The sequence below is a fragment of the Hafnia sp. genome (assembly GCF_036648275.1).
In the GTDB taxonomy this organism is placed as follows: Bacteria; Pseudomonadota; Gammaproteobacteria; order Enterobacterales; family Enterobacteriaceae; genus Hafnia; species Hafnia alvei.
Map to the genome: position 1 here is coordinate 67518 of NZ_JAVXIQ010000009.1, position 23283 is coordinate 90800.

General features: G+C 48.1%; 20 protein-coding genes. 9 read left to right on the forward strand and 11 right to left on the reverse strand.

Annotated elements, in window-relative coordinates:
• Positions 1 to 16 precede the first annotated feature (16 nt).
• Positions 17 to 1552, forward strand: coding sequence for a multidrug efflux MFS transporter permease subunit EmrB (gene emrB / locus RSC70_RS10570; RefSeq protein WP_040046772.1), 1536 nt, complete (start codon positions 17 to 19; stop codon positions 1550 to 1552).
• Between the two features lie 71 nt (positions 1553 to 1623).
• Here the strand turns inward: emrB and degP are convergent, their stop codons facing one another.
• Together degP and dgt are read right to left on the reverse strand one after the other, a co-directional pair.
• Positions 1624 to 3051, reverse strand: coding sequence for a serine endoprotease DegP (gene degP / locus RSC70_RS10575; protein ID WP_025800454.1), 1428 nt, complete (start codon positions 3049 to 3051; stop codon positions 1624 to 1626).
• A gap of 311 nt (positions 3052 to 3362) precedes the next feature.
• A complete protein-coding gene (dgt, locus tag RSC70_RS10580) occupies positions 3363 to 4871 on the reverse strand; it encodes a dGTPase (RefSeq protein WP_332542408.1) in 1509 nt (502 codons plus the stop codon).
• Between the two features lie 224 nt (positions 4872 to 5095).
• Between dgt and mtnN the strand changes: the two genes are divergently transcribed.
• The 3 genes from mtnN (at position 5096) to RSC70_RS10595 (ending at position 7460) form a co-directional block, all read left to right on the forward strand.
• Positions 5096 to 5797 carry a 5'-methylthioadenosine/S-adenosylhomocysteine nucleosidase gene (gene mtnN, locus RSC70_RS10585; protein WP_130998062.1) on the forward strand — a complete coding sequence of 234 codons (702 nt, stop codon included), beginning with the start codon at positions 5096 to 5098 and terminating at the stop codon, positions 5795 to 5797.
• 20 nt (positions 5798 to 5817) lie between these two features.
• Complete coding sequence (gene btuF / locus RSC70_RS10590; protein ID WP_332542380.1) at positions 5818 to 6645, forward strand: vitamin B12 ABC transporter substrate-binding protein BtuF; 828 nt, start codon at positions 5818 to 5820, stop codon at positions 6643 to 6645.
• Positions 6646 to 6845: 200 nt separating this feature from the next.
• Positions 6846 to 7460: a TRIC cation channel family protein gene (locus tag RSC70_RS10595; RefSeq protein ID WP_025800450.1), complete on the forward strand. Its 615-nt coding sequence runs from the start codon at positions 6846 to 6848 to the stop codon at positions 7458 to 7460.
• A gap of 70 nt (positions 7461 to 7530) precedes the next feature.
• Here the strand turns inward: RSC70_RS10595 and RSC70_RS10600 are convergent, their stop codons facing one another.
• Together RSC70_RS10600 and RSC70_RS10605 are read right to left on the reverse strand one after the other, a co-directional pair.
• On the reverse strand, positions 7531 to 7854 hold the full coding sequence (locus RSC70_RS10600; RefSeq protein ID WP_046359193.1) for a cupin domain-containing protein: 324 nt from the start codon (positions 7852 to 7854) through the stop codon (positions 7531 to 7533).
• Between the two features lie 63 nt (positions 7855 to 7917).
• The gene (locus RSC70_RS10605) at positions 7918 to 9207 is read right to left on the reverse strand and encodes a PTS ascorbate transporter subunit IIC (protein ID WP_332542409.1); all 1290 of its coding nucleotides are present in this window, start codon (positions 9205 to 9207) and stop codon (positions 7918 to 7920) included.
• Positions 9208 to 9773: 566 nt separating this feature from the next.
• Between RSC70_RS10605 and yjdN the strand changes: the two genes are divergently transcribed.
• Complete coding sequence (yjdN, locus tag RSC70_RS10610; RefSeq protein ID WP_234618758.1) at positions 9774 to 10202, forward strand: VOC family metalloprotein YjdN; 429 nt, start codon at positions 9774 to 9776, stop codon at positions 10200 to 10202.
• A 64-nt stretch (positions 10203 to 10266) separates the two neighbouring features.
• Here yjdN and erpA read toward each other — a convergent pair whose 3' ends face one another.
• Both erpA and clcA read right to left on the reverse strand, forming a co-directional pair.
• On the reverse strand, positions 10267 to 10611 hold the full coding sequence (erpA, locus tag RSC70_RS10615) for an iron-sulfur cluster insertion protein ErpA (protein WP_025800446.1): 345 nt from the start codon (positions 10609 to 10611) through the stop codon (positions 10267 to 10269).
• 124 nt (positions 10612 to 10735) lie between these two features.
• Positions 10736 to 12184 (reverse strand): H(+)/Cl(-) exchange transporter ClcA, encoded by a 1449-nt coding sequence (clcA, locus tag RSC70_RS10620; RefSeq protein ID WP_040046766.1) that lies wholly within the window; start codon positions 12182 to 12184, stop codon positions 10736 to 10738.
• A gap of 250 nt (positions 12185 to 12434) precedes the next feature.
• On the opposite strand from clcA, the gene hemL reads away from it, so the two are divergent.
• A complete protein-coding gene (gene hemL / locus RSC70_RS10625) occupies positions 12435 to 13721 on the forward strand; it encodes a glutamate-1-semialdehyde 2,1-aminomutase (protein WP_025800444.1) in 1287 nt (428 codons plus the stop codon).
• Positions 13722 to 13777: 56 nt separating this feature from the next.
• On the opposite strand, the gene RSC70_RS10630 is transcribed toward hemL, so the two are convergent.
• From RSC70_RS10630 to guaB, 3 genes are all read right to left on the reverse strand, one after another.
• A complete protein-coding gene (locus tag RSC70_RS10630) occupies positions 13778 to 13936 on the reverse strand; it encodes a YqaE/Pmp3 family membrane protein (protein ID WP_038502005.1) in 159 nt (52 codons plus the stop codon).
• A 170-nt stretch (positions 13937 to 14106) separates the two neighbouring features.
• Positions 14107 to 15684 (reverse strand): glutamine-hydrolyzing GMP synthase, encoded by a 1578-nt coding sequence (gene guaA / locus RSC70_RS10635; RefSeq protein ID WP_332542383.1) that lies wholly within the window; start codon positions 15682 to 15684, stop codon positions 14107 to 14109.
• Positions 15685 to 15789: 105 nt separating this feature from the next.
• Positions 15790 to 17256: an IMP dehydrogenase gene (guaB, locus tag RSC70_RS10640; RefSeq protein WP_118936429.1), complete on the reverse strand. Its 1467-nt coding sequence runs from the start codon at positions 17254 to 17256 to the stop codon at positions 15790 to 15792.
• Positions 17257 to 17426: 170 nt separating this feature from the next.
• On the opposite strand from guaB, the gene xseA reads away from it, so the two are divergent.
• The 3 genes from xseA to RSC70_RS10655 all read left to right on the forward strand — a co-directional run bounded on the left by xseA (position 17427) and on the right by RSC70_RS10655 (position 21952).
• Positions 17427 to 18803: an exodeoxyribonuclease VII large subunit gene (xseA, locus tag RSC70_RS10645; protein ID WP_332542384.1), complete on the forward strand. Its 1377-nt coding sequence runs from the start codon at positions 17427 to 17429 to the stop codon at positions 18801 to 18803.
• A gap of 376 nt (positions 18804 to 19179) precedes the next feature.
• Positions 19180 to 20751 (forward strand): maltose/glucose-specific PTS transporter subunit IIBC, encoded by a 1572-nt coding sequence (gene malX, locus RSC70_RS10650; protein WP_332542385.1) that lies wholly within the window; start codon positions 19180 to 19182, stop codon positions 20749 to 20751.
• A 13-nt stretch (positions 20752 to 20764) separates the two neighbouring features.
• Positions 20765 to 21952, forward strand: coding sequence for a MalY/PatB family protein (locus RSC70_RS10655; protein WP_332542386.1), 1188 nt, complete (start codon positions 20765 to 20767; stop codon positions 21950 to 21952).
• A 56-nt stretch (positions 21953 to 22008) separates the two neighbouring features.
• Here the strand turns inward: RSC70_RS10655 and RSC70_RS10660 are convergent, their stop codons facing one another.
• Together RSC70_RS10660 and RSC70_RS10665 are read right to left on the reverse strand one after the other, a co-directional pair.
• A complete protein-coding gene (locus RSC70_RS10660) occupies positions 22009 to 22233 on the reverse strand; it encodes a zinc ribbon domain-containing protein (RefSeq protein ID WP_332542387.1) in 225 nt (74 codons plus the stop codon).
• A gap of 9 nt (positions 22234 to 22242) precedes the next feature.
• Complete coding sequence (locus RSC70_RS10665; protein WP_130933584.1) at positions 22243 to 23199, reverse strand: AEC family transporter; 957 nt, start codon at positions 23197 to 23199, stop codon at positions 22243 to 22245.
• Positions 23200 to 23283 lie beyond the last annotated feature (84 nt).

A 23283-nucleotide genomic window follows, 5' to 3' on the forward strand; every position in this document is an offset into this window, starting at 1 on the left:
AACGGCAGAGGTTAACGTGCAACAAAAACCGCTTGAGGGCGCACGGCTTGCATGGATGACGGTGGCGCTAGCAATGGCCACCTTTATGCAGGTTCTGGACTCGACGATTGCCAACGTGGCGATCCCGACGATCTCCGGGAACCTAGGTGCATCTAACTCGCAGGGAACCTGGGTGATCACATCATTCGGGGTGGCAAACGCCATCTCGATTCCGATCACCGGCTGGCTAGCAAAACGCTTCGGGGAAGTTCGCTTATTCCTGTGGTCGACGATCCTGTTTGCCGTCGCGTCTTGGCTATGTGGGATCTCCTCTAGTCTGGAAATGCTGATCTTCTTCCGCGTTTTGCAGGGGATTGTCGCAGGCCCGCTGATCCCGCTTTCACAAAGTCTCTTGCTCAGTAACTACCCGCCAGCGAAGCGAAGTATGGCGTTGGCGATGTGGTCAATGACCGTGATCGTCGCGCCGATTTGTGGACCGATTCTGGGTGGTTATATCAGTGATAACTATCACTGGGGCTGGATCTTCTTTATCAACGTCCCTCTAGGGATTGCCGTTGCGCTGGTCGCGATGTCTACGTTGAAAGGACGTGAAACCAAAACCGAGATCAAACCTATCGATACGGTGGGGCTAGTACTTCTGGCACTCGGCGTGGGCTGTTTGCAGGTCATGCTGGATAAAGGTAAAGAGCTCGATTGGTTCAACTCCACCGAGATCATCGTGCTGACGGTTGTCGCCGTGGTAGCGCTGTGCTTCTTGCTGGTCTGGGAGCTTACCGATGACCATCCGGTCGTCGATCTGTCGCTCTTTAAGATGCGAAACTTTACCATCGGCGTGCTGTGTATCAGCTTGGCCTATATGCTCTACTTTGGCGCCATTGTTTTGCTGCCTCAGTTACTGCAAGAGGTCTATGGGTATACCGCAACGTGGGCCGGTTTGGCATCTGCACCTGTCGGTTTGATTCCGGTACTGCTTTCACCAATTATTGGTAAGTTTGCGCCGAAATTGGATATGCGCCGCCTAGTGACGTTCAGCTTCATTATGTATGCAGTGTGCTTCTACTGGCGTGCTTATACCTTCGAACCCGGCATGGATTTTGGCGCATCCGCGTGGCCACAGTTTATTCAGGGCTTCGCGGTGGCGTGCTTCTTTATGCCACTGACCACCATCAGCCTTTCTGGTCTTCCACCAGAACGTTTGGCGGCGGCCTCGAGCCTGAGTAACTTCTGTCGTACACTGGCAGGTTCTATCGGAACATCGATTACCACGACGCTATGGACGCGCCGCGAAGCGCTGCACCATTCACAGCTGACGGAATCGGTGAACCCTTACAATCCAATAGCGCAGCAGACATACAGTGAATTGGAAAAGCTGGGCATGAGCAGCAAGCAAGCGTCAGCCTATTTGGCAAATGAAATTACCGCGCAAGGTCTGATTATTTCGGCCAACGAGATATTCTGGATTTCTGCGGGCGTATTCCTCGCCCTGCTGGTACTGATTTGGTTTGCTCGCCCACCGTTCTCAACCGCCGGTGGCGGTGGTGGCGCGCACTAAAACGCCAACGCTCGATTTCAGATATAAAAAAGCCGCCCTTAGGCGGCTTTTTCTTGCATATTTTTTAGCGATTACTGCATCAGCAAATACAGTGAATTATCACCACGTTGGATATTCAGTGCCAGAACCGGTGGCTTGGAATCCATAATCTTACGCAGTTCACCCAAGTTAGCGACTGGCTGCTGGTTCACGCCCAGAATGATGTCGCCTTTCTGCAAACCAACGCGTGCCGCCGTTGAACCTTTCTGCACGTTATCAACCTTAACGCCTTTGACGTTACCGGTGGTCACGTTGCTCAACTCAGCACCTTCAATACCGGCAAAGACATTGCTTGACGCCACTTGGCTTTGTTGGCTCTGCTCTAAGGTTACGTCAACCGTGATTGGTTTACCGTCACGGATCAGGCCAAGTTTCAGCTTGCTGCCTACTGGCATAGTCCCGATTTCAGCGCGGAATGAAGCGAAGCTGGAAATCGCTTTACCGTTTAGAGAGACCACAACGTCACCGGCTTTAATGCCTGCTTTCGCCGCAGAAGACTTCGGCAACACTTGGCTAATGAATGCGCCACGCTGTGCATCCACCTTCATGGCCTTAGCCAATTCAGAGTTCAGCTCGGTGCCCATAATCCCCAGTTCACCGCGTTTCACCTGACCAAACTCGACCATCTGGCCGGTGAGGTTTTTCACCATGTTGCTTGGAATCGCGAAACCGATACCGATGTTGCCGCCGTCCGGTGCCAGAATTGCGGTGTTAATCCCGATCAATTCGCCGTTCAGATTCACCAGCGCACCGCCGGAGTTACCACGGTTAATTGCCGCATCCGTCTGGATAAAGTTTTCGTAGTTTTCGACATTCAGGCCACTGCGCCCTAACGCAGAAACGATACCTGAAGTCACGGTTTCACCTAAACCATATGGGTTACCAATGGCCACGGTGTAATCACCCACGCGCAGTGCATCAGAGTCGGCCATTTTAATCGCCGTCAGGTTTTTAGCGTCTTTCAACTGGATCAACGCAATATCTGTACGTGGATCGGTACCGATCACTTTCGCGTCATATTTGCGTCCATCGCTCAGTTGAACTTGGATGGAGTCTGCGTTTTCTACTACGTGGTTATTCGTCGCAACGTAACCTTTGGCTGCATCAATAATGACGCCAGAACCCAAGGCTTTGAATTTTTCTTTCGATGGGCCGTTGGCGCCGCCGCCCTGACACATCGGTGAACCGCTAAAAGGCGATCCTTCCTGACAGAAAGGCGAATTATCGCCAAAGAATTGCTGGAACTGCTGTGGCATACGCGCGTTGTTATTCACCGTCGCGCTACCTTCCACATTGATGCTGACAACGGATGGCATCACCTTCTCCAGCATGGGTGCCAGACTAGGTAGCTGCTGGCTAGTCGCAGCCGATGCCGTTTCAGCCGCGCTGGCTGACATCGGGCTTAACGCCATTCCCAAACTCAATGCTACTGCACTCAATACTAAAGTGGATTTTTTCATAGAACTTTTTTCTCTTGTATTATCAACGATAAATAATGTGAGGAACACATAACATCACTCATGATGCTCTTATCTATACCCTTCATACTTCAAGCAACTTGAAATACTTTGGGTATAACGTAGGTGTGATTCGAGCATTTTCAACGTGTTCCAACTAATCTGTTTGCTTAATCTAATCACTGGCAAATAAGCCGTGATATTTGTGCATATTAAGAGTCGGATAAAACAATGAAGTTCCCTTTGCATGAGTCAAGGAAGCGTAAAAAATTATGGCGCGTCTTTACAAAACTCGACTTTATTCATCATCTTTATTATTCCGCGGCCATTAAGCGACGGTACTCATCATAGGCATAAAGATCGGTCATGCCGCTGATATAATCTTGGATTAAACGAGCCCGGTAATAATACTCTCGAACCTCGCGTTGCTCATTAGACAGATGTTTAATCTGTTTAACGGCTTCACGATAAGCGGCAAGATGCTTCCCTGAAAGCTTATGAAATAGGCGAGTTTCGATAGGAAATTTTTTATGTTTATTATCTTCAACGAGTTTAGCAAAGTCGTCCATTGGCATATCAAGCAGGTCACTGTAAATATCTAGTAGTCCAGTGATAACGCGATATCCCTGCAGCTCAAGCTGTTCAACTTCGTGATGATTAAACACATAGCTACGCGCAACATTTTTAAACACGTCAAGCAGGCGGTTTTCTTGCCCTTCATCATCAATAAGCGGCTCATTAAAAGCGCCTTCAACGATTGACTCAAGATGATGACAGAACCGGTCAGCGGCATGCGGCACCAGTACTTTAATGACATTCACTCTCAGATACATGAAGAACGCTTCTGAGCGACCCACTTTTTGCATCCGGCAATACGCGTCGTCCACAATCGTGGCGAAGAGTTCGCCTTCTCCCTTTTTGTTCCATTCGGTCTTGAGATAGTCATACAGTTGTTCTACGGTAAAAATGTTCTTTTCTACCGCATCTTCTAAATCCGCAACGCAATAGGAAATATCATCCGCCGCTTCCATTATATAAGTCAGTGGAAAACGGTGATATTCCTTAATATTGACTTTTCGTTGTAAGGTATGGATGAAGCTTTCTTCTGCCCAATAATAGCCAGGCTTCTTCATCAAGTAACTATATTGCTTTGGTTTCTCACCAGTCCAATAGGCTGGGCGAGTATATTTAAAAACACAGGCAATTTGCGCGTAGGTTAAATTTAGTCTCAATAAGGTATGAATAAGCCGTATTGCCTGTGCATTGCCTTCAAAATTACATAAATCAATTCTAACTTTGCCACGTAAAATATTCAGATCAGTATCAGCCGCATTACGACGCAACACGACAACTTGGCACTGTAATTCATCATCTAAAAAACCTTGGCCTTCTGCAATCACACCTAAACGTCGGCTAAACCAATCGTTAATAGCTGATTCTCCAAAATGGCCAAACGGTGGATTACCGATATCATGCATCAAGCACGCCATTTCAACGATGCTCTCAAAAGAATCAAGATACAGCTCTAAACCGAGTTCGTTTATGCGGCCTGTTTTTTTCAGATGATGAATCACTTCTTTGGCAATATGCCGCCCAACCTGCTGCACTTCCATCGAATGTGTCAGTCGGCTCCGCACGGCGGCGTTTCGTTCCAGAGGAAAGACCTGTGTTTTCTGCTGTAGCCTGCGAATCGCGGCTGAATTGATAATGCGCCCACGATCGCTTTCAAAACGTCGTGCTATTTCATATCCATCGTCGAGTTCTTGGCAATCTGCGCTATAGAACCGCTGATAGCAAAATTTAGCACCTAGGTTAATATCCATTCTTTTCCAAGCCCTCAAACAACAGACAAAAAATAACCAATAAAAGAATACGCTAACAGTAATGTACTGAAAATTCATCCTTTGTGCGCCACAACCCTTGCATTAGCAGCTGATTCATAGCCAAAAGCACTTTTTACCTCCTCATGATAGACTAGGGCAGGTCTTTGAATGGCTTAAGCTTGAATAATTAACGAGCATTAACTCACAATTTTGCAGGTATTATCATGAAAGTAGGCATCATTGGTGCAATGGAGCAAGAAGTTGCTGTGCTGCGCGATCGCATTGAGAATCGTCAAACCCTGCAGCGCGCAGGCTGTGAAATCTACACGGGCACCCTTGGTGGTGTTGAAATCGCTTTGCTCAAATCTGGGATTGGCAAAGTCTCTGCCGCAATGGGCACGACCTTGCTGCTAGAACATTGCCGTCCAGACGTGGTGATAAACACAGGTTCTGCCGGTGGTTTGGCAAGCACGCTGAAAGTAGGCGATATCGTCGTTTCTGACGAAGTTCGCTATCACGATGCCGATGTAACTGCTTTTGGCTACGAGCCAGGCCAAATGGCGGGCTGCCCTGCGGCATTTGTCGCAGACGCCAACCTGATTGCGCTGGCAGAGCGCTGCATCACCGCGCTGAATCTGAATGCGGTTCGCGGCTTAATTTGTAGCGGCGATGCTTTCATTAACGGCGCTGAACCGCTGGCTCGCATTCGTGCAACCTTCCCAGACGTTGCTGCCGTTGAGATGGAAGCCGCTGCGGTTGCTCACGTTTGTCATGCATTCAATACGCCGTTTGTGGTTGTGCGTGCTATTTCTGACGTAGCGGATAAAGAATCGCACCTGAGCTTTGATGAGTTCTTAGTAGTTGCGGCTCAGCAGTCTTCACTGATGGTCGAAGCGATGTTGCAGGAATTCGCTAAACACGCCTGAGAAAATATGAGACCCCATAAATGAAACTGAAACAGCCTGTCTCACGCCTGCTTGGCGCTCTTTGGCTGCTGCTGTGTCTGCCGCTCTCTGCGGCAGACCGCGTCATTAGCCTATCGCCCCACACTACTGAAATGGCATATGCCGCAGGACTGGGCGATAAGATGGTCGCGGCCAGCCTTTATTCTGATTACCCGCCTGCTGCGGAAAAGCTCGAAAAAGTGGCCTCATGGCAAGGGATAAATCTCGAACGTATTCTCGCGCTGAAACCTGATTTAATTCTGGCATGGCGCGGAGGAAACCCTCAGCGCGTGCTCGATCAGTTAGCCGGATTCAATATCCCCATCTTTTATTCCGATCCTAAAAGCATTGATGGGATTGCCGACGATCTCGATCGCTTAGCCTCTTATAGCCCAACACCTCAGGTTGCTCACGATGCGGCAAACCATTTTCGTGACGAGGTGAAAATGCTACGTGAGAAGTATCAACGTCCAACTGCAACTCGCGTACTGATGCAGTTTGGCACTCAGCCTCTATTCACGACGTCTAAAGCCACCATCCAGAGCGATTTGTTATCGCTGTGCGGTGCCACCAATATTTTTGCGGACAGTCCAGTGCCTTGGCCTCAGGTGAGTCGCGAGCAGGTGATCATCCGTAAACCGCAGGTCATTGTGGTCAGTGGTTCGCAAGAGCAAATAGAAACGGTGAAACAGTTTTGGCAGCCACAGTTGAACGTTCCCGTTATCGCCATCAACGAAGATTGGCTAAACCGCAGTGGCCCGCGCATTATTCTGGCGGCTCAGTCCCTGTGCGAACAGTTAGATAATCTCACGCCTAAAACCGCACAGTAGCTAAAAACACTTTTCTTTATCCATTGAAGAAAAGTGTTTAATTCTGTATCCCCCCATAGAAAGTGTTCAAAATTCAATGTATCTTATTGCATCACAATAAATAAAATAACCAATTAAAACAATAAGTTAATTATATAATCACTCACTCGCTGATTTGACAGTTGTCATACATTGCAGAGAAACAGACAGGGGAACCAACCATGCTGGTGTATTGGCTGGATATTCTAGGCACCGCGGTATTTGCTATCTCAGGCGTTTTATTGGCAGGCAAGCTGAGAATGGACCCGTTCGGCGTGCTGGTTTTAGGCGTTGTTACCGCCGTTGGCGGCGGAACTATTCGTGATATGGCGCTCGACCACGGGCCTGTTTTTTGGGTCAAAGATCCTACCGATCTCGTAGTGGCGATGGTGACCTGCCTCGCAACCATCGTATTAGTGCGGCAACCCCGTCGTTTACCAAGCTGGATCCTGCCAGTGCTGGATGCGGTTGGCTTAGCGGTGTTTGTGGGTATCGGTGTTAACAAAGCATTCGCCGGCGGCGCTGGCCCGCTTATCGCCGTTTGTATGGGCGTGATTACTGGCGTGGGTGGTGGCATGATCCGCGATGTTCTCGCACGCGAAATCCCTATGATCCTGCGCACTGAAATTTATGCAACTGCCTGTATTATCGGCGGTATTGTTCACGTAACCGCGTATGCAACCTTCGGAATGGATCTGCAAAATGCCATGATGCTAGGTATGTTCGTGACGTTAGCTATTCGCCTTGCAGCCATTCGTTGGCACTTGAAACTCCCCACGTTTACTCTAGACAGCTAAATAATTTTTTAGGAGCAGCATCCTGCCGCTCCTATCCATTCACTTTCTTGAATCTATTTCTCTTCAAGCGCTATGAAATAAAGTCCTCTCTCTGTGGTGTAAACACATCGATCAACGTTCCCGCCTCTACGCATACACAGCCATGCATAACGTCCGGCTTTTTATAGAGAGTATCCCCCGCGCTGACCCGATGGGTTTCATCCCCAATCGTAAAATCGAAAACACCGGATTTTACGTAGGTACTCTGCTCATGTGGATGATTGTGCAAAGGACCAATCGCGCCTGCCTGAAAGCAAACCTCCACCATCATCATCGTGCCACCGTGAGCAAGTACCTTGCGGGTAACGCCCTCACCTGCTGGCTCAACGGCAATATTTTGGTAAAAGAAGAACATGGTTTATTCCTTTCGATATAGGCTCTTAGTGAATATATTCGCCATAGTTCAAGCAACGTTTTCTTAGTGCACGAGGCCAAACGTGTATTTAATGAAAGCAGATAAAATCGTGAAATCAGGGTCGGCGAAAGTCACCCCTGTCGCACCTAAATAGCTGAATAACGGTAAAACCAGTGCGGGAAGGAAACACAACAATAAGCCGTTAACGAAGCTGGCAATAATTGCGCCTCTTAAACCACCGGTGGCATTACCAAATATGGCGGCGGTACCTCCGCAGGTAAAACTGGCAAGAATTCCCGGTACAATAATCGGTAATCCAAGCGATGGGAAAATAGCGATACAGCAAAGCTCAGCGAAAAAGCTCACTAAAAAACCAATCAATACCGCATTAGGTGACTTGTCAAAAAGAACCATGGGATCAACGGCCGGAATTGACCCTGGGGCAATAGTTTGGGAAATACCTTTAAACGCAGGAACAATTTCTTCGGCAAATAGCACCACGCCCTTTTTAGCGATAAATAACCCACCAGCAAAAACCGCTGATTTTTCCAATAGCCAAACAAGATAAGGTTTCTTCTCCATAATGCTGACTAAATATTCATTGCTGGAGAATAGAGAAGAGACACCAAGAAGGCAGAACATAGTGAGAAACGTTGCTACGTCTGAGTTTTTCAAAAAGCTAAATTTGTCGCTGACATTAACGTGCTCAACGTTAACCGAAGTGTTACCAAACCATTTACCTAAGAAAGAAGCAATAAGGTAAGAACTCGAGGCTGCGTGAGCGATACAATAATCATTATGACCGATTATTTTCCGACTAAATCGGGACAAAATCGTTGGGAATACGGCCATGTAGACGCCAATCACAACGGAGCCAAACACTATGGAAAATAACTCGCTGTAGCCTAATCCCACCAATGCAGCCGTCACTGAAAAAGCCATAAAGACAATAAGATGTAATGACAGATAGATAGATTTAAACCGTGTATATCGCGCCAGCAGAATATTAATTATCATGGCGAAAAATAGAATAATTGCTGCGGGCCGACCTAGCCGGTCGATAGTCAGCGCCATGATCGCTTCGTTGCTGGGAACTACGCCTCTCAAGCCAAATGCATGGGTAAACAGATCGCTGAACATGGTCAATACGCCACCCAGTATTCCGCCCCCTGTTTTAATCAGAACAAAGCCTAAAAAGGCTAAAACAGTTCCTTTTATAATCGTGGTCAACTTTGCCTTTTGTAGGCAAAGCCCACAGAAAGCGATAAAAGCTATAATGATCGATGGTGTTCCAAAAACTTTTAATAAATAGTCCATGAGAAACCTTATTTTTATATTAAGTTTGAAAATCACGCCCAGCAAAAAACAGCAACACTCATCCCCTCATCAAATAGTTAATTTAATGAGCAACATTCTTTTGTATAAATAAAACAGGTTATTAAATATATTAATTTAATTCGTAAAAAGAACTTTTAATACTTTCTACGATTATTTAGTTAAATAGCCTCTAACCATTTTCACATGGCACAAAATTTATAAATTTGGCTAATGTATCTAATACCAAATGTAAAAAGACAACTGAACAAATAGGTTTATCGAATCATGCTGCTTCCCATTAATCTCTATGAAAATGAACCGGCGTTTCAAGTAGAGAGGTATTTTATCAAAAAGGAACAATGATTTTGTGACGCCGATAACTAAACCCGCGTTTCAAAAATCATAAAACCAATTTAAAAAGATTTTTGATAATGGCCATTTGCGACATAGTGCGGCGGCAGTACGCCCTATCTTCGACTAAACTTTCTGTTGCGGATTACTTTCAGCATATAATTTTTCTTACAGCGGATCTTATCGCTCAGGTACGAGGCGGTAAGATCATGAGCACTCGGTAATCCAATACGCTACCGAGGAATATATCTATGCAATTAAGTACTTATCTGTTTTTCGACGGAAACGCTGAGGAAGCCATTGCGTTCTATGCTCAAGCACTAGACGCAGAGGTATTATTCAAAATGCGTTTTGGTGAAGCGCCGGTCGATGATTCTCAATGCGCAACCACGCCACCGTTCCCTGCCGATAAAATCATGCACGCTTCGCTTAAAATCGGAGACGGTTTGCTCATGCTGAGCGATGGCAACATGTGCGAGGAAGAGAAAAAGCACGGCGGCTATGCCGTTAGTCTGCACTCAAATGATTTAACACAGGGGAAAATTTGGTTTGAACGATTATCGGAAGGGGCAACGGTGACAATGCCTTTTCAGGAAACCTTTTGGGCTTTAGGATTTGGGATGCTAACCGATAAATTCGGCATTCCCTGGATGGTGAACGTAGAAAAAACGATGGGATAGAAAGTTCTTAAAAACAAAAAAGCCCGCGATCAACACGGGCTTTTTGTACTGGCGATATTAACGCTTAAACACTGAAAGAGGAGCCACAGCCGCAGGTCGATTTCGCATTTGGGTTGGTTACGATGAAACGAGAACCTTCCAAACCTTCGGTATAGTCGACTGAACCGCCAACCAGATATTGCAGGCTCATCGGATCGACTACCAGCATCACGCCTTGCTTCTCAATGGTCATATCACCGTCGTTCACCTTATCATCAAAGGTAAAGCCGTACTGGAAGCCACTACAGCCCCCGCCAGTGATATAGACGCGCAGCTTCAAATCCGGGTTTTCTTCGTCTGCGATCAGTACTTTAACTTTATTCGCTGCAGCTTCGGTAAACTGCAACGGCAGAGCCATATCTTCACTCATTTCTCACTCCCAAACTCTGCTTTTCACAGAATGTTTCTACACAACATGGTGACACGTACATGCAGGTATCGTCAGAAAGCCATGTTGATTTATGCGGTCATTATCTAATACCTGACTAATTCGTTCAAGTATTGCTCGTCGGTAACGATGCCTTTTCCGCTTCTTGCTGAGCTGCCTGCTCCTGGGCCTGCTTTTGAGCCAGCTCCTGACGCTTGAGCGTTCTTTCTAAGATGCAAGAGTACAGCGGTTTTCCACCTAAAAACTGGGCTAATAGTGTAGCGCCAAGACAGGTAATGATCATCGGTAAAATGAGCTGATAGTTATCAGTCATTTCTAGAACCAGCACAATACCTGTGAGCGGAGCCCTGACGGTGGCGGCAAATAACGCGCCCATTCCGGCAATAGCGAACGTACCGGCCTCAATGCCGTATTGTGGAAACAGATGTGCGCTTGCCATCCCAAATGCCGTTCCGAGCAACGTCCCCAAAGCCAGCATCGGTGCAAAAATACCACCAGGCGCACCGGAACCAAAGCACAGCAGCGTAGTGACTACGCGGGCAATAAAGATAAATAGCAACATGCCCATCGTGTAATTTCCAGCAGCAGCGATGGGGATGAGATTAAAACCACCGCCCGCAGCTTCTTGCTGAATCAGTCCGAGTACGCCGCACAGTCCGCCTAAAACGCCGCCGATCAGAACCAGTTTGCGCCAATCGCCGCCGTGTAAACGCTGGAACATATCCTGAACACGGAACACGCCACGGTTAAACATCACCCCAACAACGCCAAAAACCATACCGAGCAGCAGATACAGCCACAGAGTATTGATGCCAACGTTGCCCAGCTTGCCCACTTCAATCACCGTACGTTCACCGTTGAAAAAACGGAATACCACGCAGGACATAATGACGCCAATAAAGACCGCTTTGATTGAAATCAGGCTATAGCGGAACTGCGGACGCATCTCCTCAATCACAAATAAGATGCCCGCTAGCGGTGCATTAAACGCGGCGGTTAACCCCGCAGCCGCACCGGTTGCCAGAAGGCTATGCCGTGCCTCCGTGCTGCGAGCACGAAACAGGTCAAACACCATTTGGCCAAGGTTTCCCCCCATCTGCACGGTGGGACCTTCGCGCCCGAGCACCATGCCAGCGCCAAGCGTTCCCAAACCACCGAAAAACTTCACGGGGATCACTCGCCACCAGCGCACGGGGCGTAAATTTTCTAACGCCCCTTCAATTTCGGGAATGCCTGAGCCACCCGCCTCTGGAGCAAAACGGCGCACTAAATAATAGCCAAACATTGCTAACAGCGCGGAGCCAATAAACGCCATCGGCCAAACAATAATCCAGTAATCAGCGACATGGGCCAATCCACCCAATCGCTGCTGTTGCACCCAATCAACGCTTTTTTCAAACGCTACGCCGATGAGACCCGCAAGAGTCCCGACCACCGCAGCCATCAATAAGATGGCCACTGGGGTTTTATCGCGGCGTAAAATTTGCAGCATCACGTCGCTACGACGCAAACGCGTGGCAGACGGCAGAGAAGTTTGTTGTTCTTGCTGTGTCATAATCAGTCAACTAAAGGTGTGGTTGATAAGTAGTACAAATGAAAGAGGCGTTATTCTACATGGCAAATGCCGCTAAGTCCCCTTTGCGAGTGAGAGATTGCTACTCCATAAGGATAGCGTTTATATCCACGTTGATACGATTGAATTATGTTCAACGCCTAACCTAACGTTTTTCTTCATTTCATCTCTGTGGCGACTTCTTTAGAATAGAAGCGACTTTTTACATTCAGCACAGGTCAGGAGCCGATTTATGAGTAAGTCTGAAAGTCTGTACGCTCAGGCAAAAGAGCTAATTCCGGGTGGCGTTAACTCCCCGGTTCGCGCCTTCACCGGCGTTGGTGGTGTGCCTTTATTTATTGAGCGCGCAGATGGCGCTTACCTGTACGATGCCGATGGCAAAGCCTACATTGATTACGTTGGCTCATGGGGCCCAATGGTTCTCGGCCATAACCACCCTGCGATTCGCGAAGCCGTGCTAGAGGCCGTTGGCCGTGGCTTAAGCTTTGGTGCACCAACCGAAATGGAAGTCAAAATGGCCGAACTGGTCACCACACTGGTGCCAAGCATGGACATGGTGCGTATGGTGAACTCAGGTACAGAAGCCACCATGAGCGCCATCCGTCTTGCTCGTGGCTTTACCGGCCGCGATAAGATCATCAAGTTTGAAGGTTGCTACCACGGCCACGCCGATCATCTGCTGGTGAAAGCGGGCTCGGGTGCCCTCACCTTAGGCCAGCCAAACTCTCCGGGCGTTCCGGCTGACTTTGCTAAACATACGCTGACCTGCACCTATAACGATATCGAGTCCGTTTTACAGGCCTTTAAGCAATACCCTGACGATATCGCCTGCATCATCGTTGAGCCGGTAGCAGGAAACATGAACTGCATTCCTCCACAGCCTGAATTCCTGCCAGGCTTACGTGAGCTGTGCGATCAATACGGTGCGTTACTGATCATTGATGAAGTGATGACAGGCTTCCGCGTTGCGCTGGCTGGTGCTCAGGATTATTACGGCGTGACGCCGGACTTAACCTGCTTAGGCAAAATCATCGGCGGCGGTATGCCCGTTGGCGCATTCGGCGGTCGCCGTGACGTGATGGAAGCGCTAGCACCCACCGGTCCCGTTTATCAAGCCGGTACGCTGTCTGGTAACCCTGTCGCGATGGCTGCGGGCTTCGCCTGCCTCAACGAGATCTCGCAGCCGGGTATCTACCCACAGCTGACCGAACTCACCGACAATCTGGCTTCCGGCCTGTTAGACGCAGCGCAGAAAGAAGGCATTCCACTTGTTGTGAATCACGTGGGCGGCATGTTTGGGATCTTCTTCACCGATCAGGAAACCGTCACCTGCTATCAGGATGTGACGCGTTGCGACGTTGAACGATTCAAGCAGTTCTTCCATTTGATGCTGGAAGAAGGCGTGTACTTCGCTCCTTCTGCGTTTGAAGCAGGCTTTATGTCGCTGGCGCATTCACAGGAAGATATTCAGAAAACCATCGACGCCGCGCGTCGTTGTTTTGTGAAGATGAAAAAGTAGGTTTTATTTCACGTACGCCGCGGTGCGGCGTACGGTTTTCACTAAATATCGCTTAATTAATTACGTGTTTGGATCCAGAACGCATGGATAAGCCCCGGAATATAACCCAGCAGCGTTAAGATAATATTTAGCAGAAAAGCACCGCCAATCCCCTTGTCTAACAACACCCCTAGCGGTGGCAATATAATGGTGAAAACAATTCGCCAAAATCCCATCTCACTCTCCTTAAATTGTGTTAATGAATCCCCATCATCTTGATGAGACACAATATTAAGCATAGACCGTCATCCGCAACTTGGTAAAAACTCAGATAATTAGCCATAAAAAAACCCCGCCGAAGCGAGGTTTAGTGTTTATCTATTCGCGGAAAATAATCCTAGAACGATTATTCCCACTCAATGGTAGCCGGTGGCTTGCCGGAGATGTCATACACCACGCGGGAAATACCGTTAACTTCATTGATGATGCGGTTGGAGACGCGACCAAGGAAATCGTATGGCAGATGAGCCCAATGCGCGGTCATGAAGTCGATAGTTTCTACCGCACGCAGAGAGACAACCCAATCATATTTACGACCATCGCCCATCACGCCAACGGAACGCACTGGCAGGAACACGGTGAATGCCTGACTCACTTTGTTATACAGATCTGCTTTGTGCAGTTCTTCGATGAAGATAGCATCCGCACGACGCAGCAGATCGCAGTACTCTTTCTTCACTTCGCCCAGCACACGAACGCCTAAGCCAGGACCAGGGAACGGATGGCGATACAGCATATCGTATGGCAGCCCCAGTTCCAGACCGATCTTACGCACTTCATCTTTAAAGAGCTCTTTCAGCGGTTCAACCAGACCCAGCTTCATCTCTTTTGGCAGGCCGCCCACGTTATGGTGAGACTTAATCACGTGCGCTTTGCCAGTTGCTGATGCCGCAGACTCGATCACGTCTGGGTAGATAGTACCCTGTGCCAACCACTTAACGCCCGGCTGTTTGCACGCTTCTTCATCAAAGACTTCAACGAATACGCGGCCGATAGTTTTACGTTTAGCTTCTGGATCGTTAATGCCAGACAGCGCGCTCAGGAAGCGTTCTTCTGCCTTAACGTGGATGATATTCAGGCCGAATTTATCGCCGAACATCTCCATCACCTGCTCGCCTTCGTTCAAGCGCAGCAGACCATTATCAACGAATACGCAGGTCAAACGTTTACCGATAGCACGATGCAGCAGCAGCGCGGTCACAGAAGAGTCAACGCCGCCAGACAGGCCCAGAATCACTTCATCTTCGCCCACTTGTTCACGCAGACGCACTACCGCATCTTCGATGATCGTGGCTGGTGTCCACAGAGCTTCACAGCCGCAGATGTCCAGAATGAAACGCTCCAGCATGCGCTGGCCCTGATGGGTATGAGTCACTTCAGGATGGAACTGAACGCCATAGAAACGCTTTTCGTCGTTCGCCATAATAGCGTACGGGCAGGTTTCAGTGCTGGCAACGGTAACGAAATCAGAAGGTATCGCGGTAACTTTATCGCCATGGCTCATCCAAACGTCCAGCACTGGGGTGCCGTCTTTTGTCAGAGAGTCTTTGATATCGTCAAACATTTTACTGTGCGCGGTCACTTCAACCTGCGCATAGCCAAATTCACGTTCGTTTGAGCTTTCTACATGGCCACCCAGTTGCATCGCCATGGTCTGCATGCCGTAGCACACGCCAAAAACAGGCACGCCGGCAGTGAAGACATATTCTGGTGCACGTGGGCTGTTGTTCTCAGTCGTGCTTTCAGGGCCACCGGACAGAATAATACCGCTTGGGTTGAATTCACGGATCTGCGCTTCGGTGACATCCCATGCCCACAGCTCGCAATATACGCCGATCTCACGTACGCGGCGTGCCAGAAGCTGAGTGTATTGGGAGCCGAAATCCAGAATCAGAATGCGATGCTTATGAATATTATGAGTCATGTAAGGCCTTGTTTAGAAAAATAAATAGCCAAAAAAAACGAAAAATAGGTCACTGAATATTCAGCGGCGAGAATCGGCTTTGCGCCCTCGCCGCCTGTAGAGATATTACGAACCCATGCGGTAGTTCGGTGACTCTTTGGTGATGGTCACATCATGAACGTGGCTTTCTTGAATTCCTGCGCCGCTGATGCGAACAAATTCAGCTTTGGTACGCAGTTCATCAATGGTTGCACAGCCTGTCAAACCCATGCATGAGCGTAGACCGCCCATTTGCTGATGGATAATCGCTTTCAGGTGACCTTTGTAAGCTACGCGGCCTTCGATACCTTCAGGAACCAGTTTGTCGGCAGCGTTATCGCTCTGGAAGTAACGGTCAGAAGAACCTTTAGACATCGCGCCCAGTGAACCCATACCGCGATATGATTTGAATGAACGGCCTTGATACAGTTCGATCTCACCCGGAGATTCTTCGGTACCTGCCAGCATACCACCCACCATGACGCAGCTTGCGCCAGCGGCCAGTGCTTTTGCGATATCACCGGAGAAACGGATACCGCCATCGGCGATAACAGGAATACCGGTACCTTCCAGCGCTTCAACGGCGTCAGAAACGGCGGTAATCTGTGGAACACCAACGCCGGTAACAATACGCGTGGTACAAATAGAACCAGGGCCGATACCTACTTTAACCGCGTTCACACCGGCTTCAGCCAATGCTCTAGCGCCCGCAGCCGTAGCCACGTTGCCGCCGATAATTTGCAGGTCAGGGAATTTAGCGCGAGTTTCGCGAATGCGCTGTAACACGCCTTCAGAATGGCCATGGGAGGAGTCGATCAGCAGTACGTCAACGCCGGCTTCAACCAGCGCGGCAATGCGCTCTTCGTTGCCCGCGCCCGCGCCTACCGCAGCACCTACGCGCAGACGGCCATGCTCGTCTTTACACGCGTTAGGTTTGCGCTCTGCTTTCTGGAAGTCTTTAACGGTGATCATGCCGCACAGGTGGAAGTTTTCATCAACAACCAGCGCTTTTTCAACACGTTTTTCGTGCATGCGCTGCAGAACAACTTCGCGAGCCTCACCTTCTTTCACGGTAACCAAACGCTCTTTCGGCGTCATTACCGCAGTCACTGGCTGCTCCAAATCGGTAACAAAACGCACATCACGACCGGTGATGATACCAACCAGTTCCAGCTCGTCAGTGACAACCGGATAACCCGCAAAGCCATTACGCTCGGTCAGCTCTTTCACTTCGCGCAAAGTGGTGGTTGGCGTCACCGTTTGAGGATCCTTTACCACGCCGCTTTCATGTTTTTTGACGCGACGAACTTCTTCAGCCTGACGCTCAATAGACATGTTTTTGTGGATGAAACCAATACCGCCTTCCTGTGCCAACGCAATCGCGAGGCGCGCTTCGGTAACGGTATCCATTGCCGCAGACAGCATTGGGATATTCATACGAATGGATGAAGTCAGCTGAGTGCTAAGATCGGCAGTGTTTGGCAGAACGGTAGAATGGGCTGGAACTAGGAGAACGTCATCAAACGTTAGGGCTTCTTTTACGATACGTAGCATGGGCAATATCTCACCAGGGTGGTAAATCAAATAGATTTAATATTGCCGCGGCATTATACAGGCCGAAAACGGTTGCCTCCAGTACTTTTTACAAAAAAGTCTTGCGAAGGTCATTCAAGCATGTAGTATCGACTGATTAACACCTTGATTTAGAGTTTGATCTACGTCACATGTCACTGCCATCTTCCCCACCAATTTTTACCGTTAGCCGGTTAAATCAGACCGTCCGTCAGCTGTTAGAAATGGAAATGGGGCAGATCTGGTTATCAGGCGAAATCTCCAACTTATCTCAGCCCTCATCGGGCCATTGGTACTTCACGCTTAAAGACGATCGTGCTCAGGTACGCTGCGCGATGTTCCGTAATAGCAACCGCCGTGTCACTTTCCGCCCGCAAAACGGTCAGCAGATTTTGATGCGTGCCACCATCACGCTGTACGAACCTCGTGGTGATTACCAACTGATTGCCGAAAGTATGCAGCCTGCCGGTGATGGTTTGCTGCAACAGCAATTCGAGCAGTTGAAGCAACGTTTACAGGAAGAGGGTCTGTTCGATCCCGTCCACAAGAAACCATTACCATCGCCAGCCCACTGCGTTGGCGTTGTGACTTCATCAAGCGGTGCCGCGCTGCACGATATCCTTAACGTATTAAAACGACGCGATCCGTCTCTGCCAGTGGTCATTTATCCAACCGCCGTACAGGGTGCCGATGCGCCAATGCAAATCGTGCGTGCCATTGAGTTAGCCAACCAGCGTAAAGAGTGTGATGTGCTGATTGTCGGTCGTGGCGGTGGCTCGCTTGAGGATTTATGGAGCTTTAACGATGAGCGCGTGGCGCAAGCTATTTTTGCCAGCCTCATACCTATCGTCAGTGCCGTTGGTCATGAAACCGATGTCACTATCGCTGATTTCGTTGGCGATCTGCGCGCACCAACGCCGTCCGCGGCAGCAGAGTTAGTCAGCCGCAATCAAACCGAGCTCATGCGCCAAATGCTTTCACAGCAGCAGCGCATGGAAATGGCGATGGATTATTATCTCGCTCGTCATCAGCAGCGATTTACTCGTCTGAATCATCGTCTACAGCAGCAGCATCCACAGCTACGTCTAGCTCGTCAGCACACGTTGCTGGTTAAGCTACGCCGCCGTTTGGACGAAGCGGTGCAAACACGCCTGCGCTTGGCGGAACGCCAGCAAGAGCGCACCAGCCAACGCCTTAATCAACAGCAGCCCTCTGCGCGTATTCAGCGCCATCAACAGCGCATCGAGCAGCTCCACAACCGGTTGGAATTACTCGTTCAACGTCAGCTTAGCGGCAATCGTGAACGCTTTGGCGCACTGTGTTCACAGTTAGAGGGCGTTAGTCCTCTCGCAACGCTGGCACGTGGGTTTAGCGTGACGCAACCGCCAAGCGGCGGTGTATTGAAAAGCATTAAGCAGGTGACTAATGGCGACCTGTTAAAAACCCGAGTGCAAGACGGGTGGGTTGAAAGCACCGTGACATCAACCGCAGCGCTGCCTAAAAAACGTAGCGCAAAGCATGACTCATAGGCTTAAATAGTGAGTTCTGTGATGTAGGTCACTTCGCATAATAAAAGCGGTGACCTAAATCTTGTTTATACCCACTTTCGTTATTCTGCCATCCCTTCCTTGCTTTATAGATAAAAATAACGCGTTTAAATTTCACTTTGCTTTTGATTGGTTATGAATCGAAAGCTAAATGGCGTGAAATCGACGCAAAATAAAACTGTGATCCTCAGTGCATTCTATAAACACCCTCTTTGTTTTAATTCCTCATAGCCCATTAAGGCTATTAGGGGATCATCATATTTATTAAATATCTCCTAGTTCACAGATAAAACATTATCACCATTCGTTTTTAACAATGGCGGTTTATTATCATTACCTGTTTATTGGGAGTGCCCACATGTCGGACACAAAATCTTTTAAGTCAAGGTTATGGGAATTTTTTCAAAGTCTAGGAAAGACTTTTATGTTTCCCGTTTCTTTATTAGCTTTTATGGGTTTGTTATTAGGCGTTGGAAGTTCAATTACTAGCCCCTCCACCATCAAAAGCTTTCCATTTTTAGGCAATGAATTAGTACAGCTAACGTTTGGGTTTGTTGCAACCGTGGGCGGGTTCGCTTTCACTTACTTACCTATTATGTTTGCAATGGCCATTCCATTAGGCCTTGCTAAGCGTAATAAAGCTATTGGCGCATTCTCTGGCTTTGTTGGTTATATGATAATGAATCTTTCGATTAATTATTATCTTATGAGTAGCCATCAACTTGCCGATGCAGCACATATGAAACAGGCTGGACAAGCCATGGTATTAGGCATTCAGTCGCTTGAAATGGGGGTCCTCGGTGGAATTGTCGTTGGGGTTATTACCTATTTCCTACATGAACGTTTCCAAGATACACAGCTTCATGATGCCTTTGCATTTTTTAGCGGTATTCGCTTTGTCCCTATCATCACAGCGCTTACGCTCTCTATCGTTGGACTTATCATCCCGTTTTTGTGGGAATATGTTGCCATCGGCATCACTGCCATTGGGCGATTAATTCAGAGTACTAACGTCTTTGGCCCATTCTTATATGGGGTTGGCGTTCTATTATTAAAGCCTTTTGGTTTGCACCATATATTATTGGCAATGGTAAGATTCACCCCAGCAGGTGGTACTGAATTTGTCGGCGGGCAAGAAATATCAGGTGCTCTTAATATTTTCTATGCTGAACTAAAGGCAGGTTTACCGTTTAGTCCACATGTGACGGCGTTTCTTTCTCAAGGTTTTATGCCAACCTTTATCTTTGGCTTACCGGCCGTTGCTTATGCTATTTACCGTACCGCTAAGCCAGAAAACCGACCAATTATAAAAGGGCTTTTACTTTCTGGTGTTTTGGTTTCTGTCGTCACAGGAATATCAGAGCCCATTGAGTTCTTATTCTTATTTATCGCACCTTTCTTATATGTCTTCCACGTTATCATGTCGGGTCTAGCACTGATGGTTATGGCACTGTTAGGTGTAACCATAGGGAATACCGACGGTGGAATATTAGACCTATTAATCTTTGGTATCATGCAAGGCACAGCGACAAAATGGTATCTCATATTCCCCGTCGGTATTATTTGGTTCGCCGTTTATTTCTTTGTATTCCGTTGGTATATCCTCAAGCACGATATTAAAACACCAGGCAGAGAAGATGATGATATCAGCGTAGCTGAGAAAGTAGATCAAAAAACCAAAAAGAATAAAGGCTCGAAATACGATCCCGAATTAATTCTCTCAGCGTTGGGTGGTAAGGACAATATCGACTCTTTAGATAACTGCATCACTCGCTTGCGCTTGGTCGTAAAAGATATGGCGCTTATCAATAAAGATATATTAAAGAAAGCAGGCGCGCTTGCCGTCGTGGTTCTCGATAACCACAGCCTACAGGTTATTATCGGGCCTCAGGTACAAAGCGTAAAAACCGGCATTGAAGCATTAATCTAGCCAAGGGAACCGTATGTATAATTTTGATGAGATTATCGATCGAAGCGTTGATAAATGTCGTAAGTGGGATTATGACTATGTCTGCTCACGCTTTGGGGCTGTGCCAAAAGATTTTATTCCCATGTGGATTGCGGACATGGATTTTAAATCCCCTCCGGAGGTCATCGCAGGACTGCGCCAAATCGTGGAGCACGGTACTTTCGGCTATACCTATTGTTTTGATGAGTTCTATCAGGCCGTCATCGATTTTCAAGCTAAGCAACATAATGCAGATATTGCGCGAGAATGGATAACGCTGACCTATGGCACCGTCTCAACGCTGCATTACACTATTCAGGCATTCTGCAGCGCGGGCGATGCTATTCTCATGAACACGCCGGTGTACGATCCTTTCGCATTGGCGGCAGAGCGCCAAAAAGTACGCGTCATAGCTAATCCTTTGGTTGCCGTAAATCAGCGCTATCAGCTCGACTTTGAAAAATTAGAGCAGCAGATAAAAGAGCATCAGCCAAAACTCTACCTGTTTTGCTCGCCGCATAATCCATCAGGGAGAATTTGGACAGCGGCAGAAATCCGTCGAGTCTCTGAGCTTTGCCAAAAGTATCAGGTGATTTTAGTTATTGATGAAGTCCACGCTGAACATATTTTGCATGGCACATTTATCAATGCATTAAATGAAGGTTGTGCGCATGCAGACAATCTTATTCTGCTCACCTCTCCCAATAAGGCTTTTAATCTCGGCGGGCTTAAGACTTCCTATAGCATTATTCCCGATGAAAAATTACGTGCACGTTTTCGTCAGCAGTTAGAGAAAAACTCGATTACTTCGCCAAATATGTTCGGCGTATGGGGATTAATTTATGCCTATACGCAAGGATTAGACTGGCTGAAAGCGTTGAATAGCTACTTAGCTGAAAACGAACGCTATCTCTATGAGTTTATAAGTGAGCGCCTACCAACATTAAAAATGATGCGATCCGAATCATCGTATCTCGCATGGATTGACGTTAGCGCAACAGGAATGAGTGCCTATGATTTCACTCATCAACTGGCTCATGAAACCGGCGTAGTTGTCGAAGATGGCACGCACTATGTGCAAGACGGTGAACACTATATCCGCATTAATTTTGGCACGCCGAAAGCGCTTATTAAACAAGCGATGGTACGTCTGGAAGGCTTTGTCCAACGGCACAGCGTGTAGATAGCCGTATTGAACAGCCGTAAAACTAGGCGCACGGATGCGCCTAGTTTTGATATTTACTCTTTAACCGTGTAGCTAAACACCACGCGTTTCTTGGAAATCATTCCATGGCCGTTCGTGCAAAAATAATCAACGGCTCCACATGCCTTTAACTCTTGAAGGGACTTACCGCAATCTGGGCAATCGGCATGTTGCTGGTAAGTTTGCTGACAATGCGGGCAAAAATAATCGCCCTGCTGCCACACCATTTCATGCTGACACTTAGGACAAAACACATCCATTTTAACCTCCTAAATCACACCCCAGCCACGTAGAAAATAAAGCCCCAGCGCCGTGGTGAAAAACGATCCGACGGTAGTAATCGCAATAATATTCGCCGCTAGGGTTGCGTTTCCTCCCATCGCTCGCGTCATTACGTAGCTCGCTGCGGCGGTTGGCGTAGAGGTGAACAAGAAAATAACCCCCAACGTCACGCCGCGAAATCCGAACAACCAGCCGCCCAACGTCATAAGCACCGGAACGGCAATTAGCTTGGCCGCACTAGAATAGCCCGCCACGTTAGAAGAGCTAAACATGGCATGCCAATCGATACTTGCTCCCGTGCACAGCAGCGCCAACGGTAGCGCCATCGCTGAAATAAATTTCCCAGTTGAGGACAAGACATCTGGAACCGGTAGTTTGGTCAGCGAATAGCATAATCCAAGAACAATGCCGATGATCAACGGGTTAGTTATCACCCCGCGTAAAATCTTGCCCCAGCTGATTTTCTGCTGACCGTCCGAACTCAATGTTCGGGTCAAAGTCACCACAGAAAGCACGTTAAACAAGATCACCGTCACAGCCATATACATCGACCCAACGGCAACGCCTTCGCTACCATAAGCGCTCGCACAATAGGCAAGACCCACGATGGCGGTGTTCGCACGAAAGCCCCCCTGAACGAAAATACCTCGCTCACGCGGCTCTTTTACCAATTTGAGCGCAACTAATTCCAGCAGCAAGAAACTCACCACCGTTGCCACGCCCCCATAAACAACAAAAGCTAAATTATTGCCGAGCGTCGAATGATTGGTAGCAATGCTGAAAAAGAGCAAACAAGGAAGTGAGAGATTGAAAACCAGACGGGTAGCACCATCGCAGAAAGCATCATCCAATAGGCGAAACCGGCGTAGCACAACGCCCAGCAGCAACATCAGCAAATTGGGCACCGTAACACCAAAGGCAAAACTCCACGTCTCCCACGACATACTCAAATCCTTGTTGGCGCTGAACAAATAGTTTGCAGACGAAGAGAATACACTGAAAATTCGCGGCGCTACCATAAAAAAATG